Source organism: Streptomyces sp. NPDC050546, from assembly GCF_044457425.1.
GTDB lineage: Bacteria > Actinomycetota > Actinomycetes > Streptomycetales > Streptomycetaceae > Streptomyces.
On the sequence record NZ_JBITGX010000003.1, the window covers coordinates 1 to 14,560 of the forward strand.

At 69.9% G+C, this 14,560-nt stretch carries 16 protein-coding genes; 10 read left to right on the forward strand and 6 right to left on the reverse strand.

What is annotated here, in order from left to right; all coding sequences use genetic code 11:
- On the forward strand, positions 1-1,149 hold a 1,149-nt coding region (locus ACIBK5_RS07880; protein WP_399017333.1), incomplete at its 5' end, for an FtsK/SpoIIIE domain-containing protein.
- Between the two features lie 204 nt (positions 1,150-1,353).
- A complete protein-coding gene (locus ACIBK5_RS07885) occupies positions 1,354-1,818 on the forward strand; it encodes a hypothetical protein (RefSeq protein ID WP_399017335.1) in 465 nt (154 codons plus the stop codon).
- A 45-nt stretch (positions 1,819-1,863) separates the two neighbouring features.
- Here the strand turns inward: ACIBK5_RS07885 and ACIBK5_RS07890 are convergent, their stop codons facing one another.
- Positions 1,864-2,070 carry a hypothetical protein gene (locus ACIBK5_RS07890; protein WP_399017337.1) on the reverse strand — a complete coding sequence of 69 codons (207 nt, stop codon included), beginning with the start codon at positions 2,068-2,070 and terminating at the stop codon, positions 1,864-1,866.
- Between the two features lie 444 nt (positions 2,071-2,514).
- On the opposite strand from ACIBK5_RS07890, the gene ACIBK5_RS07895 reads away from it, so the two are divergent.
- From ACIBK5_RS07895 to ACIBK5_RS07915, 5 genes are all read left to right on the forward strand, one after another.
- Positions 2,515-3,210 carry an SAM-dependent methyltransferase gene (locus ACIBK5_RS07895; RefSeq protein ID WP_399018295.1) on the forward strand — a complete coding sequence of 232 codons (696 nt, stop codon included), beginning with the start codon at positions 2,515-2,517 and terminating at the stop codon, positions 3,208-3,210.
- Complete coding sequence (locus ACIBK5_RS07900) at positions 3,207-4,055, forward strand: bifunctional DNA primase/polymerase (RefSeq protein ID WP_399017339.1); 849 nt, start codon at positions 3,207-3,209, stop codon at positions 4,053-4,055. Before ACIBK5_RS07895 ends, ACIBK5_RS07900 begins: the two co-directional genes overlap by 4 nt.
- 2 nt (positions 4,056-4,057) lie before the next feature.
- Positions 4,058-5,530, forward strand: coding sequence for an ATP-binding protein (locus ACIBK5_RS07905; protein ID WP_399018297.1), 1,473 nt, complete (start codon positions 4,058-4,060; stop codon positions 5,528-5,530).
- 460 nt (positions 5,531-5,990) lie between these two features.
- Positions 5,991-6,236 carry a helix-turn-helix domain-containing protein gene (locus ACIBK5_RS07910; protein ID WP_399017341.1) on the forward strand — a complete coding sequence of 82 codons (246 nt, stop codon included), beginning with the start codon at positions 5,991-5,993 and terminating at the stop codon, positions 6,234-6,236.
- A 75-nt stretch (positions 6,237-6,311) separates the two neighbouring features.
- The gene (locus ACIBK5_RS07915; protein ID WP_399017343.1) at positions 6,312-7,550 is read left to right on the forward strand and encodes a tyrosine-type recombinase/integrase; all 1,239 of its coding nucleotides are present in this window, start codon (positions 6,312-6,314) and stop codon (positions 7,548-7,550) included.
- 78 nt (positions 7,551-7,628) lie between these two features.
- Here the strand turns inward: ACIBK5_RS07915 and ACIBK5_RS07920 are convergent, their stop codons facing one another.
- Positions 7,629-8,390: a phosphoglyceromutase gene (locus ACIBK5_RS07920; RefSeq protein WP_399017345.1), complete on the reverse strand. Its 762-nt coding sequence runs from the start codon at positions 8,388-8,390 to the stop codon at positions 7,629-7,631.
- Between the two features lie 162 nt (positions 8,391-8,552).
- On the opposite strand from ACIBK5_RS07920, the gene ACIBK5_RS07925 reads away from it, so the two are divergent.
- Positions 8,553-9,848 (forward strand): MDR family MFS transporter, encoded by a 1,296-nt coding sequence (locus tag ACIBK5_RS07925; RefSeq protein WP_399017347.1) that lies wholly within the window; start codon positions 8,553-8,555, stop codon positions 9,846-9,848.
- A 65-nt stretch (positions 9,849-9,913) separates the two neighbouring features.
- Here ACIBK5_RS07925 and ACIBK5_RS07930 read toward each other — a convergent pair whose 3' ends face one another.
- The 3 genes from ACIBK5_RS07930 to phoU form a co-directional block, all read right to left on the reverse strand.
- Complete coding sequence (locus ACIBK5_RS07930; RefSeq protein WP_399017349.1) at positions 9,914-10,165, reverse strand: SCO4226 family nickel-binding protein; 252 nt, start codon at positions 10,163-10,165, stop codon at positions 9,914-9,916.
- Between the two features lie 194 nt (positions 10,166-10,359).
- Complete coding sequence (locus ACIBK5_RS07935) at positions 10,360-10,515, reverse strand: hypothetical protein (RefSeq protein ID WP_399017350.1); 156 nt, start codon at positions 10,513-10,515, stop codon at positions 10,360-10,362.
- 146 nt (positions 10,516-10,661) lie between these two features.
- Complete coding sequence (phoU, locus tag ACIBK5_RS07940) at positions 10,662-11,366, reverse strand: phosphate signaling complex protein PhoU (RefSeq protein WP_399017352.1); 705 nt, start codon at positions 11,364-11,366, stop codon at positions 10,662-10,664.
- A gap of 264 nt (positions 11,367-11,630) precedes the next feature.
- Here phoU and ACIBK5_RS07945 point away from each other — a divergent pair, with 264 nt between their 5' ends.
- Together ACIBK5_RS07945 and ACIBK5_RS07950 are read left to right on the forward strand one after the other, a co-directional pair.
- Positions 11,631-12,923 carry a sensor histidine kinase gene (locus ACIBK5_RS07945; protein ID WP_399017354.1) on the forward strand — a complete coding sequence of 431 codons (1,293 nt, stop codon included), beginning with the start codon at positions 11,631-11,633 and terminating at the stop codon, positions 12,921-12,923.
- Positions 12,920-13,600, forward strand: a complete 681-nt coding sequence (locus ACIBK5_RS07950; protein WP_004929857.1) for a response regulator transcription factor — start codon at positions 12,920-12,922, stop codon at positions 13,598-13,600. The genes ACIBK5_RS07945 and ACIBK5_RS07950 overlap by 4 nt, the downstream gene beginning before the upstream one ends.
- 108 nt (positions 13,601-13,708) lie before the next feature.
- Here ACIBK5_RS07950 and ACIBK5_RS07955 read toward each other — a convergent pair whose 3' ends face one another.
- Positions 13,709-14,416 carry a DUF461 domain-containing protein gene (locus ACIBK5_RS07955; protein ID WP_399017355.1) on the reverse strand — a complete coding sequence of 236 codons (708 nt, stop codon included), beginning with the start codon at positions 14,414-14,416 and terminating at the stop codon, positions 13,709-13,711.
- Positions 14,417-14,560 lie beyond the last annotated feature (144 nt).

Sequence of the window (14,560 nt, forward strand, 5' to 3'; positions counted from 1 at the left end):
GCGCTGGACGAGCCGATCGGCCCGTCCCCGCTGGTCACCGACGAGACCATGACCGCCGACTACACCAAGGGCCGCGCCCCCTGGGGCCAGGACCTGCGCGGAGATGCCGCCGCGCTGAGCCTGTATCAGCGCCACCTGCTCATCACCGGCCTGTCCAACCAGGGCAAGACCGTCGCGCTCAGGTCGCTGGCGCTGTGGCTGTCGCTGGACAAGTCGGTGCAGTTCCTCATGGGCGACCTCAAGGGCGTGGGCGACTGGGCCATGTTCGACGGCCTCGCCGGCACCCTCATCCAGGGCCCGACCGATGAGCACGTGATCCAAGTGGTTGAGATGGTCGAGGGCGCTGTGGAGGAGATGAACCGTCGTCTCCAGGCGCCGCCCGGCAGCGTCTTCCCGCCGCTGATCGTGCTGGTCGACGAGGCGCAGGTGGCGTTCATGTGCCCGCTCAAGGACGAGGAAAAGCGGCCCTACGGCGGCCAGAAGGCCAACTCCCGCTACTACATGGCCGTCCGCAAGATTCACAACCAGGGCCGGGCGGTCAACGTGCTGATGTGGCAGGGCACCCAGGACCCGACCAACGAGAACCTTCCCAAGCTGGTCCGCGAGGGCGCCCACACCCGCGCCTCGCTCGCCCTGGGCACCGAGTCACAGGCCCGCATGGCACTGGGGGACAAGGCCGTCGACGGCGGCGCCGCCCCCAACCTGCTGCGTCCCGGCCTGGACCAGGGAACCCTGGTCCTCGCCTCCTCCGGCATCGACATCCCGGCCGGACAGTCGTCCATCACGGTGCGCACGCACTACATCGACGACGACAACGCCGAAGCCATCACCGACCGCGCCAAGGCGATCCGCGACGGCGTCACCACCCTGCACGCCATCGAGCGGGGCGAGGAGCATGACTCGCTCGCCGACATCGCGAATGTGCTCGGGGAGTCCTCGCGGGTGCGGACGAAGGATGTACTCACCCGTCTGGCGAACCTGAACCAGGACGCCTACGGCGGCTGGTCGTTCATCGACCTCAAGCGCGTCCTGGACGACGCCGGCGCCGAGCCCTACAAGTCCGACGGCGTCATGGTCGTCGCCCGCGACCGCGTCGCCCGCGCCCTCGCCAACCGCGACGACGAGGGTTCCGCTTCCGCCGACGGATGACAGGGATCCAGCCCCCGACGGGTCAGGGAGGCAGGGAGAACTCCCTAACCGCCTCCCTGGCCCGCCTCCCTGGCCCTGACCTGCATGAATGATCACTCAGGGAGTCAGGGAGGCACCGCAGGCCAGGCCCCTGAAACCCCCTCCACACGGCACCCCGAAGGGGGTGTCTCAGCCTCCCTGAACCGGCACCGGAAGGGATTCCGCATGTACCCCGAACACCCCGGCCACGCGCCCGCCGAGAGGGCCGTGGAAGTCCACCACCCCACCCCCATCACCCCGGCCGCCGTGACGCCCGTGCCGCTCATCCCCGTCCAGCCGCACGGAGTGCCGACGGTTGCGAGCGTGGTCCTGCCCGACGGCCGCGTGGTCACCGGCTACGCCATCGAACCCGCCAAGGCCGAACCGGTCGCGACCAAGCCGCCGGTCTCCCGGGCGGCGGTGAACGTCGCCCTCGGGGGCGTCGGGTTCCTCGCTGTGTGCGGCGGGCTCATCCTGCTCACGTCGTTCATCGCCGCGCTCACCGCGTTCATCACCCAGCTCATCATCCTGGCCGCCGTGATCTTCGGCGGATGGCTCGCCGTGCAGATCTTCAGCGCGAGCGGCCACCAGGGCGGCACCACCGTGAACATCCGCAAGGCGACGTTCAAGCGCAACCACTTCCACGGCTAGCACGAAGGGTGCCCCGGCGGCCGGCGCCTGCCGCCGGGGCAAGACTCACTCGCCCCCGCCCGCCCCGGACTTGCGGACGATCAGCACCGAGATGGCACGGGCGTGGTTGGCCATCGCACGCAGGTGATCGCTGATGGTCTCCGCCGACTTCTTGGCCGACGGACCGCAGGGCGCGACCGGGTCGGACGCGAGAGCGATGAGCGAGAAGCAACCCAGCGTGAAGGGCACGGTCTGGGCGATCAGGTCGAACACGGGTTTCCCCCTTGAGCGTTGTGATCATTGGATGCGCCGGGCGCCTCGACGCACATCCAGGATCACGACCTCAAAAGCAAGATCGCAAACAGCGTTTCCGCAGGTCGCGGAGATTTTCGTGGGGGTGGGGGGGGGGGGGGGGGGGGGGGGGGGGGGGGGGGGGGGGGGGGGGGGGGGGGGGGGGGGGGGCCCCGGGGCGCCCCCCCCCCCCCCCCCCCCCCCCCCCCCCCCCCCACCCCCACATCTCCGCGCCACCCGCACCGCCTCATAACGGTTGAGCAACAGGTAACGGAGCATCAGATTCCGTCGCAGAAACGCGAGTTGGTCACCCTCGCTGCTTCCACGCTCACCCGCCGGTATGCCAAGGGCGGCCCCCGCATCTCGTCAAAGAACTAGGGCCGCCCTTGTCAGCCAGAACCTTTCTAGGAACTGGAGATGTCCAGCATGACCCACCCCACCACCATCCGACGAGTGCCCAGCCGACGGCCGCGCTTACTGGACCTGTTTTGCTGCCAGGGCGGCGCCGGCAAGGGCTACACCGATGCCGGGTTCGACGTGACCGGCGTCGACAAGGACCCGCAGCCGCGCTACCCGTTCCGGTTCGTGCAGGCGGACGCGATCACGTTCGTTCTGGATCACGGGGCCGCGTTCGACTTCATCCACGCTTCGCCGCCGTGCCAGCACGACACCGAATGCCAGCGCATCCAGGACAACGACCATCCCGATCTGATCGCCCCGACCCGCGTGGCACTGGAGGCGACCGGCCGCCCGTGGGTGATGGAGAACGTGCGTGGTGCGGTGCCCAAGCTCCACGCCCCGGTGATGCTGTGCGGGCAGATGTTCGGTCTGGCCAACTACCGCCACCGGTTCTTCGAGACCGGCGGCGGCTTCACCTTCGCCCAGCTCGGCCACCCCGCGCACCTCGTACCGCAGGCCAAGATGGGCCGCCCCGTCCCGCCCGGCCACTACGGGCAGTTCGTCGGCAACTTCTCCGGCGTCGACCTCGCCCGTCGGGTGCTCGGGGTGCCGTGGATGAACCGCGACGGCATCCGCGAGTGCATCCCGCCCGCCTACAGCGAGCACATCGGGCATGGCGCACTCGCCCTGCTGGCCACAACCGGTCTGGAGGCAGCCGCATGAGCACGCTGTCTGAGCCCCTGCGGACCGCGCTCACGCTGGCAGCTACCGGTGTGCCGGTGCTGCCCCTGCGCGCGGGGAAGGCGCCGTTCGGCAACTGCCCGCAGTGCGCGAGCAACGTGTGCGGCGGCCGACCGAACATGAAGAGCGCAGGCCCGTGCCGGTGCCCGGATGTCTGCCACGCATGGGCCGCCGCAACCACCGACCCGGCCGTCCTCACGTCCCCGGCCTGGACGGCCGCATGGCGGCGGGCCGTCTGCGTCGCCTACCACCCCGGAGCCGCCGGGCTGACCGTCGTCGACCTCGACGACGCGGCGGCCGTCGACTGGGCCCGCGAGACCCTGCCCGCCACACGGGTCGTGCAGACGACGCGCGGTGAGCACTGGATCTACCGGGGCGCTATGTCGTCGCACAACGCCGTCCGGCCCGGTGTCGACATCAAGTCGACCATGGCCTACGCCCGCTACCTCGGGCGCGGCACCGGCACCTTGACCGATCTGCCCAACGCCGTCCGCACGCTGGCCGCGAAAGAACCGCCCGCCATCTGGCACGCGCCCCGTTCCGTCTCCGTGCCAGCACCCTCGGGCGTGGGGCAGTGCCCGCACCGCACACCCGCCTTCCTGGAACGCGGCATCGCAATGGCGGAGCAGCGCATCACGCAGGCCCGCAGCGCGATCCACTCCACCGTGTACGGGACATTGCTGGCTGTGCTGTCCACGCACGGCCGGTGCGGCTGCCTCACCGACTCCCACGTGTCCCGCCTGTTCACCGCCGCGCAGAGCAAGGGCGAGACGGCCCGGCACTGCATGGACGCCTGGAACAACGCCCGCACCACGTTGGGACTGTGACCATGTCCGACGACGAGAAGAACCCGGCCCGCGAGGTCATCACCGACTACGCCCAATCCCACTTCCGGTACTTCCGCACCGCCGACGGAACCGTCTACGCACAGAAGAACGGCCACCCCGTGGCCCGCCCGATCCGCTCCCAGGGCACCACGGGAAGCCACCGCCAGGAACTCATGGTCGGGCTGTTCAAGGACGGCATCGGCGTGTTCAACGGGACCGCGCTCAAGGAGGCGTTGGACTTGATCGAAGCACTCGCGCTGACCGAGGACGTACAGCCCGTGCACATCCGCGTCGCGCCCGGATTCGACGGGGCGACGTGGCTGGACCTGGGCCGCAACGACGGGCAGTCCGTCCGGATCCACCCCACCGGCTGGGACATCGCCACCCCGGACCCGCGTGAGGTGTGCTGGCGTCGCACTCAGCTCACCGGGGAACTGCCCCTGCCGGCCAAGGACACCAACGGCAAGGGCATCGATCTGCTGCTGCGGCTGTGCAACTTCGCCACCGCGGAGACCGAGTGCCTGGCCATCGCCTGGCTCATCGGCTGCCTGGAGCCGACGGTTCCCGTCCCGGCCCCGTTCCTCACTGGCCCCCAGGGGGCGGGGAAGTCCACCGGCGGCAGGATGCTCGTGCGGATCATCGAGGGCATGAGCGGCGACCTACGCCGGGCACCGAAGGATGAGGAGAACCTGATCGCGGCCGTGGCCGCCGGATGGGTCACCGCCCTGGACAACCTCTCCCACATGACCCCGGACCTGTCGGATGCGATGTGCTGCATCGTCACCGGAGCCGAGAACGTCAAGCGCGCTCTGTTCACCGACGGGGACGTCTTCCGCGCCCGCTATCGCCGTCCCCTGCTCCTGACCGGCATTGACGTCGGCGTCATTCGCCCCGACCTCGCCGAACGGCTCCTGCCCCTGCGCCTGGAACGCCCCCGCGTTCGGCGCACCGAGGCGGAACTGTGGGCGGAGTACGCGGAGGTTCTGCCAGTCGTCCTCGGGTCGCTGCTGGACCTGACAGTCAAGGTCCGCGCGGTGGAGGCGGAAACTCCGACCGATCTGCGGATGGCGGACTTCGCGCACCTGTGCGCGCAGCTCGACGCGGCCACCGGTTTCGGGGCGCTCACCGCGTACCGGGCCAGTCTGGACGACCTCAACGACGACGTCATTGAGGGCGACTTGCTCGCACAGACCGTCCTCAGGCATGCCGCCGAGATCGAACCGGGCGCAGAGCAGCGGATGACCTCCACGGAGTGGCTGTACTGCCTCACCCGCCTCTACACGGGCGAAGACTTCCGTCCCCTGCCCAAGGGCTGGCCGACTACCGGCAAAGTCCTCTCCGACCGTCTCAAGCGCCTTCAGCCGACCCTGGCCGCCAGGGGCGTCCTCATCGACTCGGGCCGCACCAGGGAGGGCCGCTACATCGAGATGACCCGCGCACCGTCCGCGCCCCCGCACGAGCAGCAGGCGTTCTGACCGGCACCGCCCCGACCGCACGAGCAAGAGGAGCACCACCGGCCGGGCGTGCTCCTCTTGCTGTTCGGCGGCGGCCGCCGCCCTGCGCTGGACGCGCCGCGAAGCGGCTCCTTCTTCATGTCCTGAGCCGCACTGCACCACCACAGACGCCCCCTTCTTTTTCCTAAGTGGGGAACGCTGCGTCACCTGCGTCATGAGCCCCCGGAAAACGGCGGGTGACCTGCGCATACAGCCGTGACGCAGACGGCCGATCCCTGCGTCACGCCGCGTCACCCGCGTCACCCGTGACGGACAGCCTGCGTCACCAGTGACGCACCACCGGCGCTCTGCGTCACCCAAAACCCGCAGGTCAGAAGCCTGAATGACGCAGGTGACGCGGTGACGCAGAAATCCGCACCTCGGACACACGCGGAGTCCGAGAACTCCTCGAAGCCAACGCGACTCAACCTCTGAGGACTCCATGAGCCGAACTCGTTCCGCTCAACCCGACCCCCGCGCCACCCTCCACAGCGGTCTCCCGGACCGGTACCTCACCCCCGACGACATCGCCGAGATCTTCGGCGTCCCCCTCGAAACCGTCTACCAGTGGCGCAGGAAGCGCACCGGCCCTCCCGGCTTTCGCGTCGGCAAGCACGTGCGCTACGACCCCGCCGAAGTGGGGGCCTACGTCACTCAGCTCAAGAACGTCGACCGCGTCGCGGTCTGACGCAACCTCGCACACGCCAGGGGTGGCCGTTGAACGGCCACCCCTGATCCATGCTGAGAAGGGACCCCGCCTCCGATGGCAGGCAGCATCCAAGACCGCTGGTTCAAGTCCGAGACCAACGCGGACGGCAAGACCGTCCGCGTCAAGACCGAGCGTCATGGAACCGGCATGCGCTACCGGGCCCGCTACTTCGCGCCCGACGGCAAGCGCAAGGGCAAGTCCTTTCCTGACGGACAGAAGCGGCTCGCTGAACAGTGGCTGAGCAAGGTCACGGCGGACGTGGCCCGTGGCGACTACATCGACCCGAACGCGTCCCGGACGTCGTTTCAGGAGTTCGCGGAAGGCTGGCTCACGAGCCAGAGCGGAGACCCGAACACGCGGGCGTCGATGCAGTCTCAGCTCAAGCTGCACGCCTTCCCTCGGATCGGGTCCCGTCCCCTAGGCTCGTTCCAGCCCAGCCACATCCGCGAGTTCGTGACGCAGCTCGAAGCATCCGGCATGTCCGGCGCGTACGCCCGCGTGATCTTCTCCAACGTCCGGGCGGTGCTCTCTGCGGCCGTAGAGGACGGCTACCTTCGCCGGAACCCGTGCAACTCGCGCACGGTGACGCTCCCCGAGATGGGCATGCGCCGTGTCGTCCCCTGGGAGCCGGGACGCGTCTTCGCCATGCGGGCCGCCATGGTCGAACGCTTCCGGCCCATGGTGGACATGGGCGCCGGCTGTGGCCTCCGGCAAGGCGAGATCCTCGGACTGTCCGTGGATGAGCTGGACTTCGACAGCGGCACCCTGCACGTGGTGCAGCAGCTCAAGCTCAGCCTGAGTAAGGCTGTGTTCGCGCCCCCGAAGGGTGGCAAGCTTCGTGACGTCCCGCTGCCTGATCCCGTGGCGGAAGCGCTCAAGGAGCACATCAAGCGGTTCCCGCCCGTTGAGATCACGCTGCCGTGGATGCGGGCGAACGGCCAGCCCGTGACCAAGCGTCTGATCTTCACCGGGCCCAACGGTGGCCACGTCTGGCGTACTTCACTGAACGAGGACCACTGGAAGCCCGCTCTGGCATCCGTGGGCGTCATCCCGAAGGCCAAGAGCCGGGAGCACACCGCCGCGCGCGAGCACGGCATGCACGCCCTGAGGCACTTCTACGCGTCGGTGCTGCTGGACGCGGGCGAGAGCATCAAGGCCGTCAGTGAGTACCTCGGGCACTCTGACCCGGGACTCACGCTGAAGGTGTACGCGCACCTCATGCCGAGCAGCCGCGACCGGGCCCGGAAGGCACTCGGTCAGGCCCTCCGCCCACCGCAGGACCCGCTGCGCTGAGGTCCCACAGAGGGCCCAGGCCGTGAAAATGCCCCCGCTCCGCGCCGTATGCGCAGGTCGGGGGCATGATCACGATCTCTACTTCTTCTTGCCCTGGTTCTTGACCGCCTCAATGGCCGCCGCGGCCGCCTCGGGGTCCAGGTACGTCCCCCCCGGCTTCACCGGCTTGAAGTCCGAGTCGAGTTCGTACGACAGCGGGATGCCCGTCGGGATGTTGAGGCCCGCGATGTTCTCGTCGGAGATGCCGTCGAGGTGCTTGACCAGGGCGCGCAGCGAGTTTCCGTGGGCCGCGACCAGGACCGTGCGGCCGGTCAGGAGGTCGGGGACGATCGCGTCGAACCAGTACGGGAGCATGCGGACGACGACGTCCTTGAGGCACTCCGTCTGCGGGCGCAGCTCCGGCGGGAGGGTCGCGTAGCGCGGGTCGGAGAACTGGGAGTACTCGGCGTCGACGTCCAGCGCCGGAGGCGGGGTGTCGTAGGACCGGCGCCACAGCATGAACTGCTCCTCGCCGAACTCGGCGAGCGTCTGCGCCTTGTCCTTGCCCTGCAGGGCGCCGTAGTGGCGCTCGTTCAGGCGCCAGCTGCGGTGGACCGGGATCCAGAGGCGGTCGGCGGACTCCAGGGAGAGCTGCGCCGTGCGGATGGCGCGCTTCTGGAGGGACGTGTGCACGACGTCGGGGAGCAGGCCGGCGTCCTTGAGCAGCTCGCCGCCGCGCGTCGCCTCCTTCTCGCCCTTCGCGGTGAGGTTGACGTCCACCCAGCCGGTGAACAGGTTCTTCTCGTTCCACTCGCTCTCGCCGTGGCGGAGGAGGATCAGCTTGTACGGTGCGTCGGCCATGCCCCAGAGCGTAATCCACGCATTCGCCCGTTCGCGTGGCTGCCCGGCAGGCGGACGCTTGACCGGATCCGTTAATTGAGTGGCCGCCGTCAAGCAGCCGCTCGTAATGTGTGACTCCTGCGTGCGCCACTTACGCGCGGCCACTTACATCCGGGGGAGTCCATGCCGTACGCCGTCCGCGCCAGACGGGCCGTCCAGGAGACCGTCTCGGGGCTGCCCCGCGAGTTCTGGTGGCTGTGGACCAGCACGCTCGTCAACCGGCTCGGCGCCTTCGTCGCCACCTTCATGGCCCTGTACCTGACACTCGACCGCGGCTACTCCGCCACGTACGCCGGTCTGGTCGCCGCCCTGCACGGGCTCGGCGGAGTGATCTCCTCGCTGGGCGGCGGGGTGATGACCGACCGGCTGGGACGGCGGCCGACACTGCTGATCGCACAGGCCTCGACCGCCGTGTCCGTCGCACTCCTCGGGTTCGTGCACGACCCGGTCGCGATCGCCGGTGTCGCCTTCCTCGTCGGCATGGCGAGCAACGCGTCGCGGCCGGCCGTGCAGGCGATGATGGCGGACATCGTGCGGCCCGAGGACCGTATCCGTGCCTTCTCCTTGAACTACTGGGCCATCAACCTCGGCTTCGCCGTGTCCTCCATGGCCGCGGGGTTCATCGCCGAGGTCAGTTACCGCGCCGGGTTCCTGATCGAGGCCGGTATGACGATGGCCTGCGCGATCCTCGTCTTCCTGCGGCTGCCGGAGTCCAAGCCCGCCGCCGAGACGGCCGCGAGTGACAGGAGCGGTGCCCGGGACGACTCCGTCAGCCTCGGCACCGTGCTGCGCGACGGGCGCTTCATGAGCGTCGTCGGGCTGTCCTTCCTCGTCGCGTTGATCTTCCAGCAGGGGTCGGTGGGGCTGCCGGTGGCGATGGGCGAGGCCGGGTTCACGCCGGTCGAGTACGGGGCGGCGATCGCCGTCAACGGCGTACTGATCGTCGTCCTGCAGATTCCCGTCACGCGGTTCATCGAGCACCGCGACCCCCGCCGGCTGCTCGTCCTCTCCTCGCTCCTCGCGGGGTATGGCTTCGCTCTCACCGCCTTCGCCGGGTCGGTCGGCGCTATCGCCCTCACGGTGTGCGTGTGGACGCTGGCCGAGATCGTCAACGCCCCGACGCAGACCGGCCTCGTCGTCCGGCTGTCCCCGCTGCACGGCCGCGGCCGCTACCAGGGCATGTACACGATGTCCTGGTCCGTCGCCGCCCTCGTCGCCCCGCTGCTCTCCGGCTTCGTCATCGACCGGGTCGGGGCGGAGTGGCTGTGGGGACTGTGCGCGGTGGTCGGCACGGTGGCCGGGCTGGGGTACGCGGTGCTGATGCGGCGGCTGCCGCAAGAGACGACGGAGGAAGAGCAGAGTGAGCCTGCCGCGCAGGCCCTGGGGCACGTCCCGGAGGGTTCCGCCTCCGGGACCTGACCCCGGCCCGGGATGTTCCCGATGGTGTGCGGCTACGGCGCGAGTTCTGCCGCCGGCCGCTCACCTCACTGAATCGACAGCGGCACCGGATGGATCTCGTCGGCCTTGTGCCCGGCGCGCTCGTGAATGCGCTGGATGGCTTCGGCCGAGGGCGCCTCGGAGAGGCAGTAGACGTGGCCCGACTCCGGGTCCGCCCAGGCCCTCTCGAAGTGGACCTGCTCGTCTCCCTCGATGGCGAGGTCCGCGTTGTGGGCCTCGCGCAGCTGCTCTTCCGTGATGCCCTTCATGCTGTGGTGGACATCCATGAACTTGGCCATGGCCCGCGCCTCCTTCCGTACGAACCCTGCGGTGAACCCTCAGGTCCATGCTCCGCCCGTACGAGCACGCGGGCGACCTCAACGCCGCAGGGCCAACGCCGTAGGGCCAACGCCGTAGGGCCAACGCCCTGGGGTAACGCGGGAGGGCCAACGCCGCAGGGCTCCGGCGGCGAACCACCGGAGCCCTGCGGGATTCAGCCGCACTGGCAGGGGCTGCCCGACTGGCACCCGCAGCCGCAGCCCGAGCCGCAGCCGCACGCGGCGATCAGGGTCAGGTTCCTGACCTCGGCGGGCTGCTCGGTCGGGCGCTCCTGCGTGGGGTCGGGCGTGGTGCTGGGGGAATCGGCCATGGGTTCCTCCTCGAGGCTGGTGCCTGTGCCCATTGGACGCCCGTTCCGTTGGGCGCATCAACGGCGCACTGAGGCTTGCGCGCGCCCCGGACGCCCCTCGGCCGCCCCCGGCGGACCCCTACCCCTGGCCTACTCCCACTCGCCGCTCAGGCGCTCTCCGCCTCCGTCGTCACCGCCTGGATCTCCGGCTGCACGTCCGGCTGGAGCTCGTCGGCGTGCTCGCCCGTCACCAGGTACACCACGCGCTTGGCGACGGAGACCGCGTGGTCGGCGAACCGCTCGTAGTAACGGCCCAGCAGCGTGACGTCCACGGCCGTCTCGATGCCGTGCTTCCAGCGGTCGTCCATGAGGTGCTGGAAGAGGGTGCGGTGCAGCAGGTCCATCTCGTCGTCGTCCTGCTCCAGCTGGAGCGCCAGGTCGACGTCCTTGGTGATGATCACCTCGGCGGCCTTGGCCATCAGGCGCTGGGCGAGCTGGCCCATCTCCAGGATGGTGGCGTGCAGGTCGCTCGGGACCGCGCGGTCCGGGTAGCGCAGGCGCGCGAGCTTCGCCACGTGCTGGGCGAGGTCGCCCGAGCGCTCCAGGTCGGCCGACATCCGCAGCGACGTGACGACGATGCGCAGGTCCGTCGCCACCGGCTGCTGCCGTGCCAGCAGGGCTATGGCCCGGGCCTCCAGGTCGTGCTGGAGCTCGTCGACCTTCTGGTCGGCCTCGATGACGGCCTCGGCCAGCTTCAGATCGGAGTCGAGCATGGCGGTGGTGGCGCGCCCGATCGCCGATCCGACCAGCCGGGCCATTTCCACCAGACTGTCGCTGATCGAGTCCAGTTCCTCGTGGTACGCGTCCCGCATCAGGCTTCCCTCTCGTGCGTCTGTGTCGGGGGTTCGAGGGCCGGGGCCCACCGAACGAGCCGGGGCCCACCGAACAACCGGCGGTACGACCGTCGTATTACCAACGGTCCGAACCCCACGCTCCCACGTTCCGGCCTGTACGCGTCCGTTTCCGTCATCCCAAATGAACCAATACTGGCTCCAAGGTGAACTCTGGGCGACGAGTGTTCGAGGTCGCAGTCCGACGGCTGTGGCCCGTGCCCGAGCCATGCCTAACCTGGGTGCATGGACGTGAACGCGGCGGTCGCCGCAGTGGCAGCGATCGCCGGGGTGCTCACCGGTGTCATCGCCATGCTGGCGTTCCGGTGGAGCGAGCGCGAGCAGAAGCGCCCCACGCGTACCTCCCTGCACACGGACCCGGTGCTTCCGCCGGGCGTGGACACCGTCCTGTCGGTGCTCAGGTCCTCCGCCGTCGTGCTCGACGAGGCGGACGCGGTGGTCAAGGCGAGCTCGGCGGCGTACGCCCTCGGGCTGGTCCGCGGCGGCAAGCTCGCCGTCGAGCCGATGCTGCAGATGGCCCGGGACACCAGGCGCGACGGGGAGATACGCCAGGTGGAGCTGGACCTGCCGCGGCGCGGTACCGGACGCGGAGAGGCCCTGGCCGTCTCCGCGCGGGTCGCGCCGCTCGGCTCCCGGCTGGTGCTGCTGCTCGTCGAGGACCTCACCGAGGCCCGCCGCATCGAGGCGGTCCGGCGCGACTTCGTCGCCAACGTGAGCCACGAGCTGAAGACCCCGGTCGGCGCCCTCTCGCTGCTCTCCGAGGCCGTCATGGACGCCTCCGACGACCCCGAGGCCGTCGAGCGGTTCGCCGGGCGCATGCAGATCGAGGCCACCCGGCTGACCAGCCTGGTGCAGGAGCTCATCGACCTCTCTCGGGTGCAGAACGACGACCCGCTGGAGGACGCCGAGCCGGTCCGCGTCGACGAACTCGTCGCCGAGGCCATCGACCGCTGCCGGCACCAGGCCGGCGCCAAACAGATCACGATGGCCGCGGGCGGCACCGCCGACCTGCAGATCTGGGGAAACCGCGGCCAGCTCGCCGCCGCCCTCGGCAACCTCGTCGAGAACGCGGTCAACTACTCGCCCGCCCGTACCCGCGTCGGCATAGCCGCCCGCAGGATCAACGCGTCCGGCGGGGAGCACATCGAGATCGCCGTCACCGACCAGGGCATCGGCATCTCCGACAAGGACAAGGAGCGCATCTTCGAGCGCTTCTACCGCGTCGACCCCGCTCGCTCCCGTGCCACCGGCGGTACGGGACTGGGGCTGGCGATCGTGAAGCACGTGGCCGCCTCGCACGGCGGGGAGGTCTCGGTGTGGAGTGCCGAGAACCAGGGCTCCACCTTCACCCTGCGGCTGCCGGAGGCCGGTGCGGCCCGCGACCGCGCACATCAGCAGCCCGCCCGAGATGAACGCGCAGGAGGCGCGGGCCTCGACGAGGAGGCCGGGCGGTCCACCCCCACATCCCCCGAATCAACCGCGTACGAAACGCTTCCTGCCCCGGAGGTCCTTCCGTGACCCGAGTGCTCGTCGTCGAGGACGAGGAGTCCTTCTCCGACGCCCTGTCGTACATGCTCCGCAAGGAGGGCTTCGAGGTCGCGGTCGCGACCACGGGCCCCGACGGACTCGACGAGTTCGAGCGCAACGGCGCCGACCTCGTCCTCCTCGACCTGATGCTGCCCGGCCTGCCGGGCACCGAGGTGTGCCGCCAGCTGCGCGGCCGCTCCAATGTCCCCGTCATCATGGTGACCGCCAAGGACAGCGAGATCGACAAGGTCGTAGGCCTGGAGATAGGAGCCGACGACTACGTCACCAAGCCGTTCTCCTCGCGCGAGCTGGTCGCCCGTATCCGGGCCGTCCTGCGCCGCCGCGGCGAGCCCGAGGAGGTGACCCCGGCCGCGCTGGAGGCCGGCCCGGTCCGCATGGACGTCGACCGGCACGTGGTCACCGTCGGCGGCACCAAGGTCGACCTGCCGCTGAAGGAGTTCGACCTGCTGGAGATGCTGCTGCGTAACGCCGGGCGCGTGCTGACCCGGATGCAGCTCATCGACCGGGTCTGGGGTGCCGACTACGTCGGTGACACCAAGACCCTCGACGTCCACGTCAAGCGTCTGCGCGCCAAGATCGAGCCGGACCCGGGCGCCCCGCGCTACCTGGTGACGGTTCGCGGCCTGGGCTACAAGTTCGAGCCGTAAGCCGCGAAGCGGGACCCGTGAGCCGCACGCCGGCGACGGAAACAGGCGGAAACAGAAGGGGCGGGACCTCCAGGAGGTCCCGCCCCTTCTACTGCTTTCTACGGCCGCTCAGTGCCCGGCGCCCGCGCCACCCGTCGCGCTGGCCGAAGCCGCGTCGGTCGGCGTGGCGGGCGACTCGTGACCGCCCGGGGTCTCACCGCCTGCGGGGCTCTCCGGCGCACCCGACTCGCCCTCGGCCGGAGAACCGGACGGCGACCCGGACGGCGAACCGGAGGGGGCTCCCGACGCGCCCGGCGCGGCGGGCACCTCGGACGGGCCCCACTCCTTGAAGTAGTGCTCGGCGGGGACGACGAACGCGCGCAGGCTCACGGCACCGGTCTTGCTGAAGGTGAAGGTGACCTTCTGGGCGTTGCCGTCCTGCACGGCCTCGCGGCTGCTCGGCAGCATGGCGGTGGCGTTGCCCTTGCCGCCCAGGATCAGCGAACCGCCGGCCGGGATGCTGAGGCTGCCGCCCTTGGCGGGCTTGAGCTCGGCCGTCTTGCCGGTGCCCGGGATGGTGATGGACTCCAGCGTCTCGGCGGTCTTGCCGGAGTTGAAGAAGGTCGCGGAGATCGCGGCCGGTCCGGTCGACTCCAGGTCGGGCTGGGTGATCACCACGGCGTTCTGGATCTTGATGTCGCCGACGCTGGTCGCCGCGTTGTCCGGCTTGATCTCCAGTGTCTGGGCGCTGTTGCCGGCGCCGCACGCGGCGAGCGAGGCGATCGAGAACACGACGGCGGCAGCGGCGAGGGCGCCGCGTCGAAGGCTGCTGCTCACGGCGGCGGCAACTCCTTGACTCGAGCAGAGCGGCCGATAAAGCCGCCCTAAGTGTGTGTCAGCAGGCCTCAGGTTACCGAGCCGTTCCCGCACGGCCGCACCCGACCCCCCGGCACCTCTGATCCCACCTGTCTCGCAACTGAC

Bases quoted from the DNA above. Each gene is read 5' to 3' on its own strand.
- ACIBK5_RS07885 (WP_399017335.1), top strand. From the start codon at position 1,354: ATGTACCCCGAACACCCCGGCCACGCGCCCGCCGAGAGGGCCGTGGAA.
- ACIBK5_RS07895 (WP_399018295.1), top strand. From the start codon at position 2,515: ATGACCCACCCCACCACCATCCGACGAGTGCCCAGCCGACGGCCGCGC.
- ACIBK5_RS07900 (WP_399017339.1), top strand. From the start codon at position 3,207: ATGAGCACGCTGTCTGAGCCCCTGCGGACCGCGCTCACGCTGGCAGCT.
- ACIBK5_RS07905 (WP_399018297.1), top strand. From the start codon at position 4,058: ATGTCCGACGACGAGAAGAACCCGGCCCGCGAGGTCATCACCGACTAC.
- ACIBK5_RS07910 (WP_399017341.1), top strand. From the start codon at position 5,991: ATGAGCCGAACTCGTTCCGCTCAACCCGACCCCCGCGCCACCCTCCAC.
- ACIBK5_RS07915 (WP_399017343.1), top strand. From the start codon at position 6,312: ATGGCAGGCAGCATCCAAGACCGCTGGTTCAAGTCCGAGACCAACGCG.
- ACIBK5_RS07920 (WP_399017345.1), bottom strand. From the start codon at position 8,390: ATGGCCGACGCACCGTACAAGCTGATCCTCCTCCGCCACGGCGAGAGC.
- ACIBK5_RS07925 (WP_399017347.1), top strand. From the start codon at position 8,553: ATGCCGTACGCCGTCCGCGCCAGACGGGCCGTCCAGGAGACCGTCTCG.
- ACIBK5_RS07930 (WP_399017349.1), bottom strand. From the start codon at position 10,165: ATGGCCAAGTTCATGGATGTCCACCACAGCATGAAGGGCATCACGGAA.
- ACIBK5_RS07935 (WP_399017350.1), bottom strand. From the start codon at position 10,515: ATGGCCGATTCCCCCAGCACCACGCCCGACCCCACGCAGGAGCGCCCG.
- phoU (WP_399017352.1), bottom strand. From the start codon at position 11,366: ATGCGGGACGCGTACCACGAGGAACTGGACTCGATCAGCGACAGTCTG.
- ACIBK5_RS07945 (WP_399017354.1), top strand. From the start codon at position 11,631: ATGGACGTGAACGCGGCGGTCGCCGCAGTGGCAGCGATCGCCGGGGTG.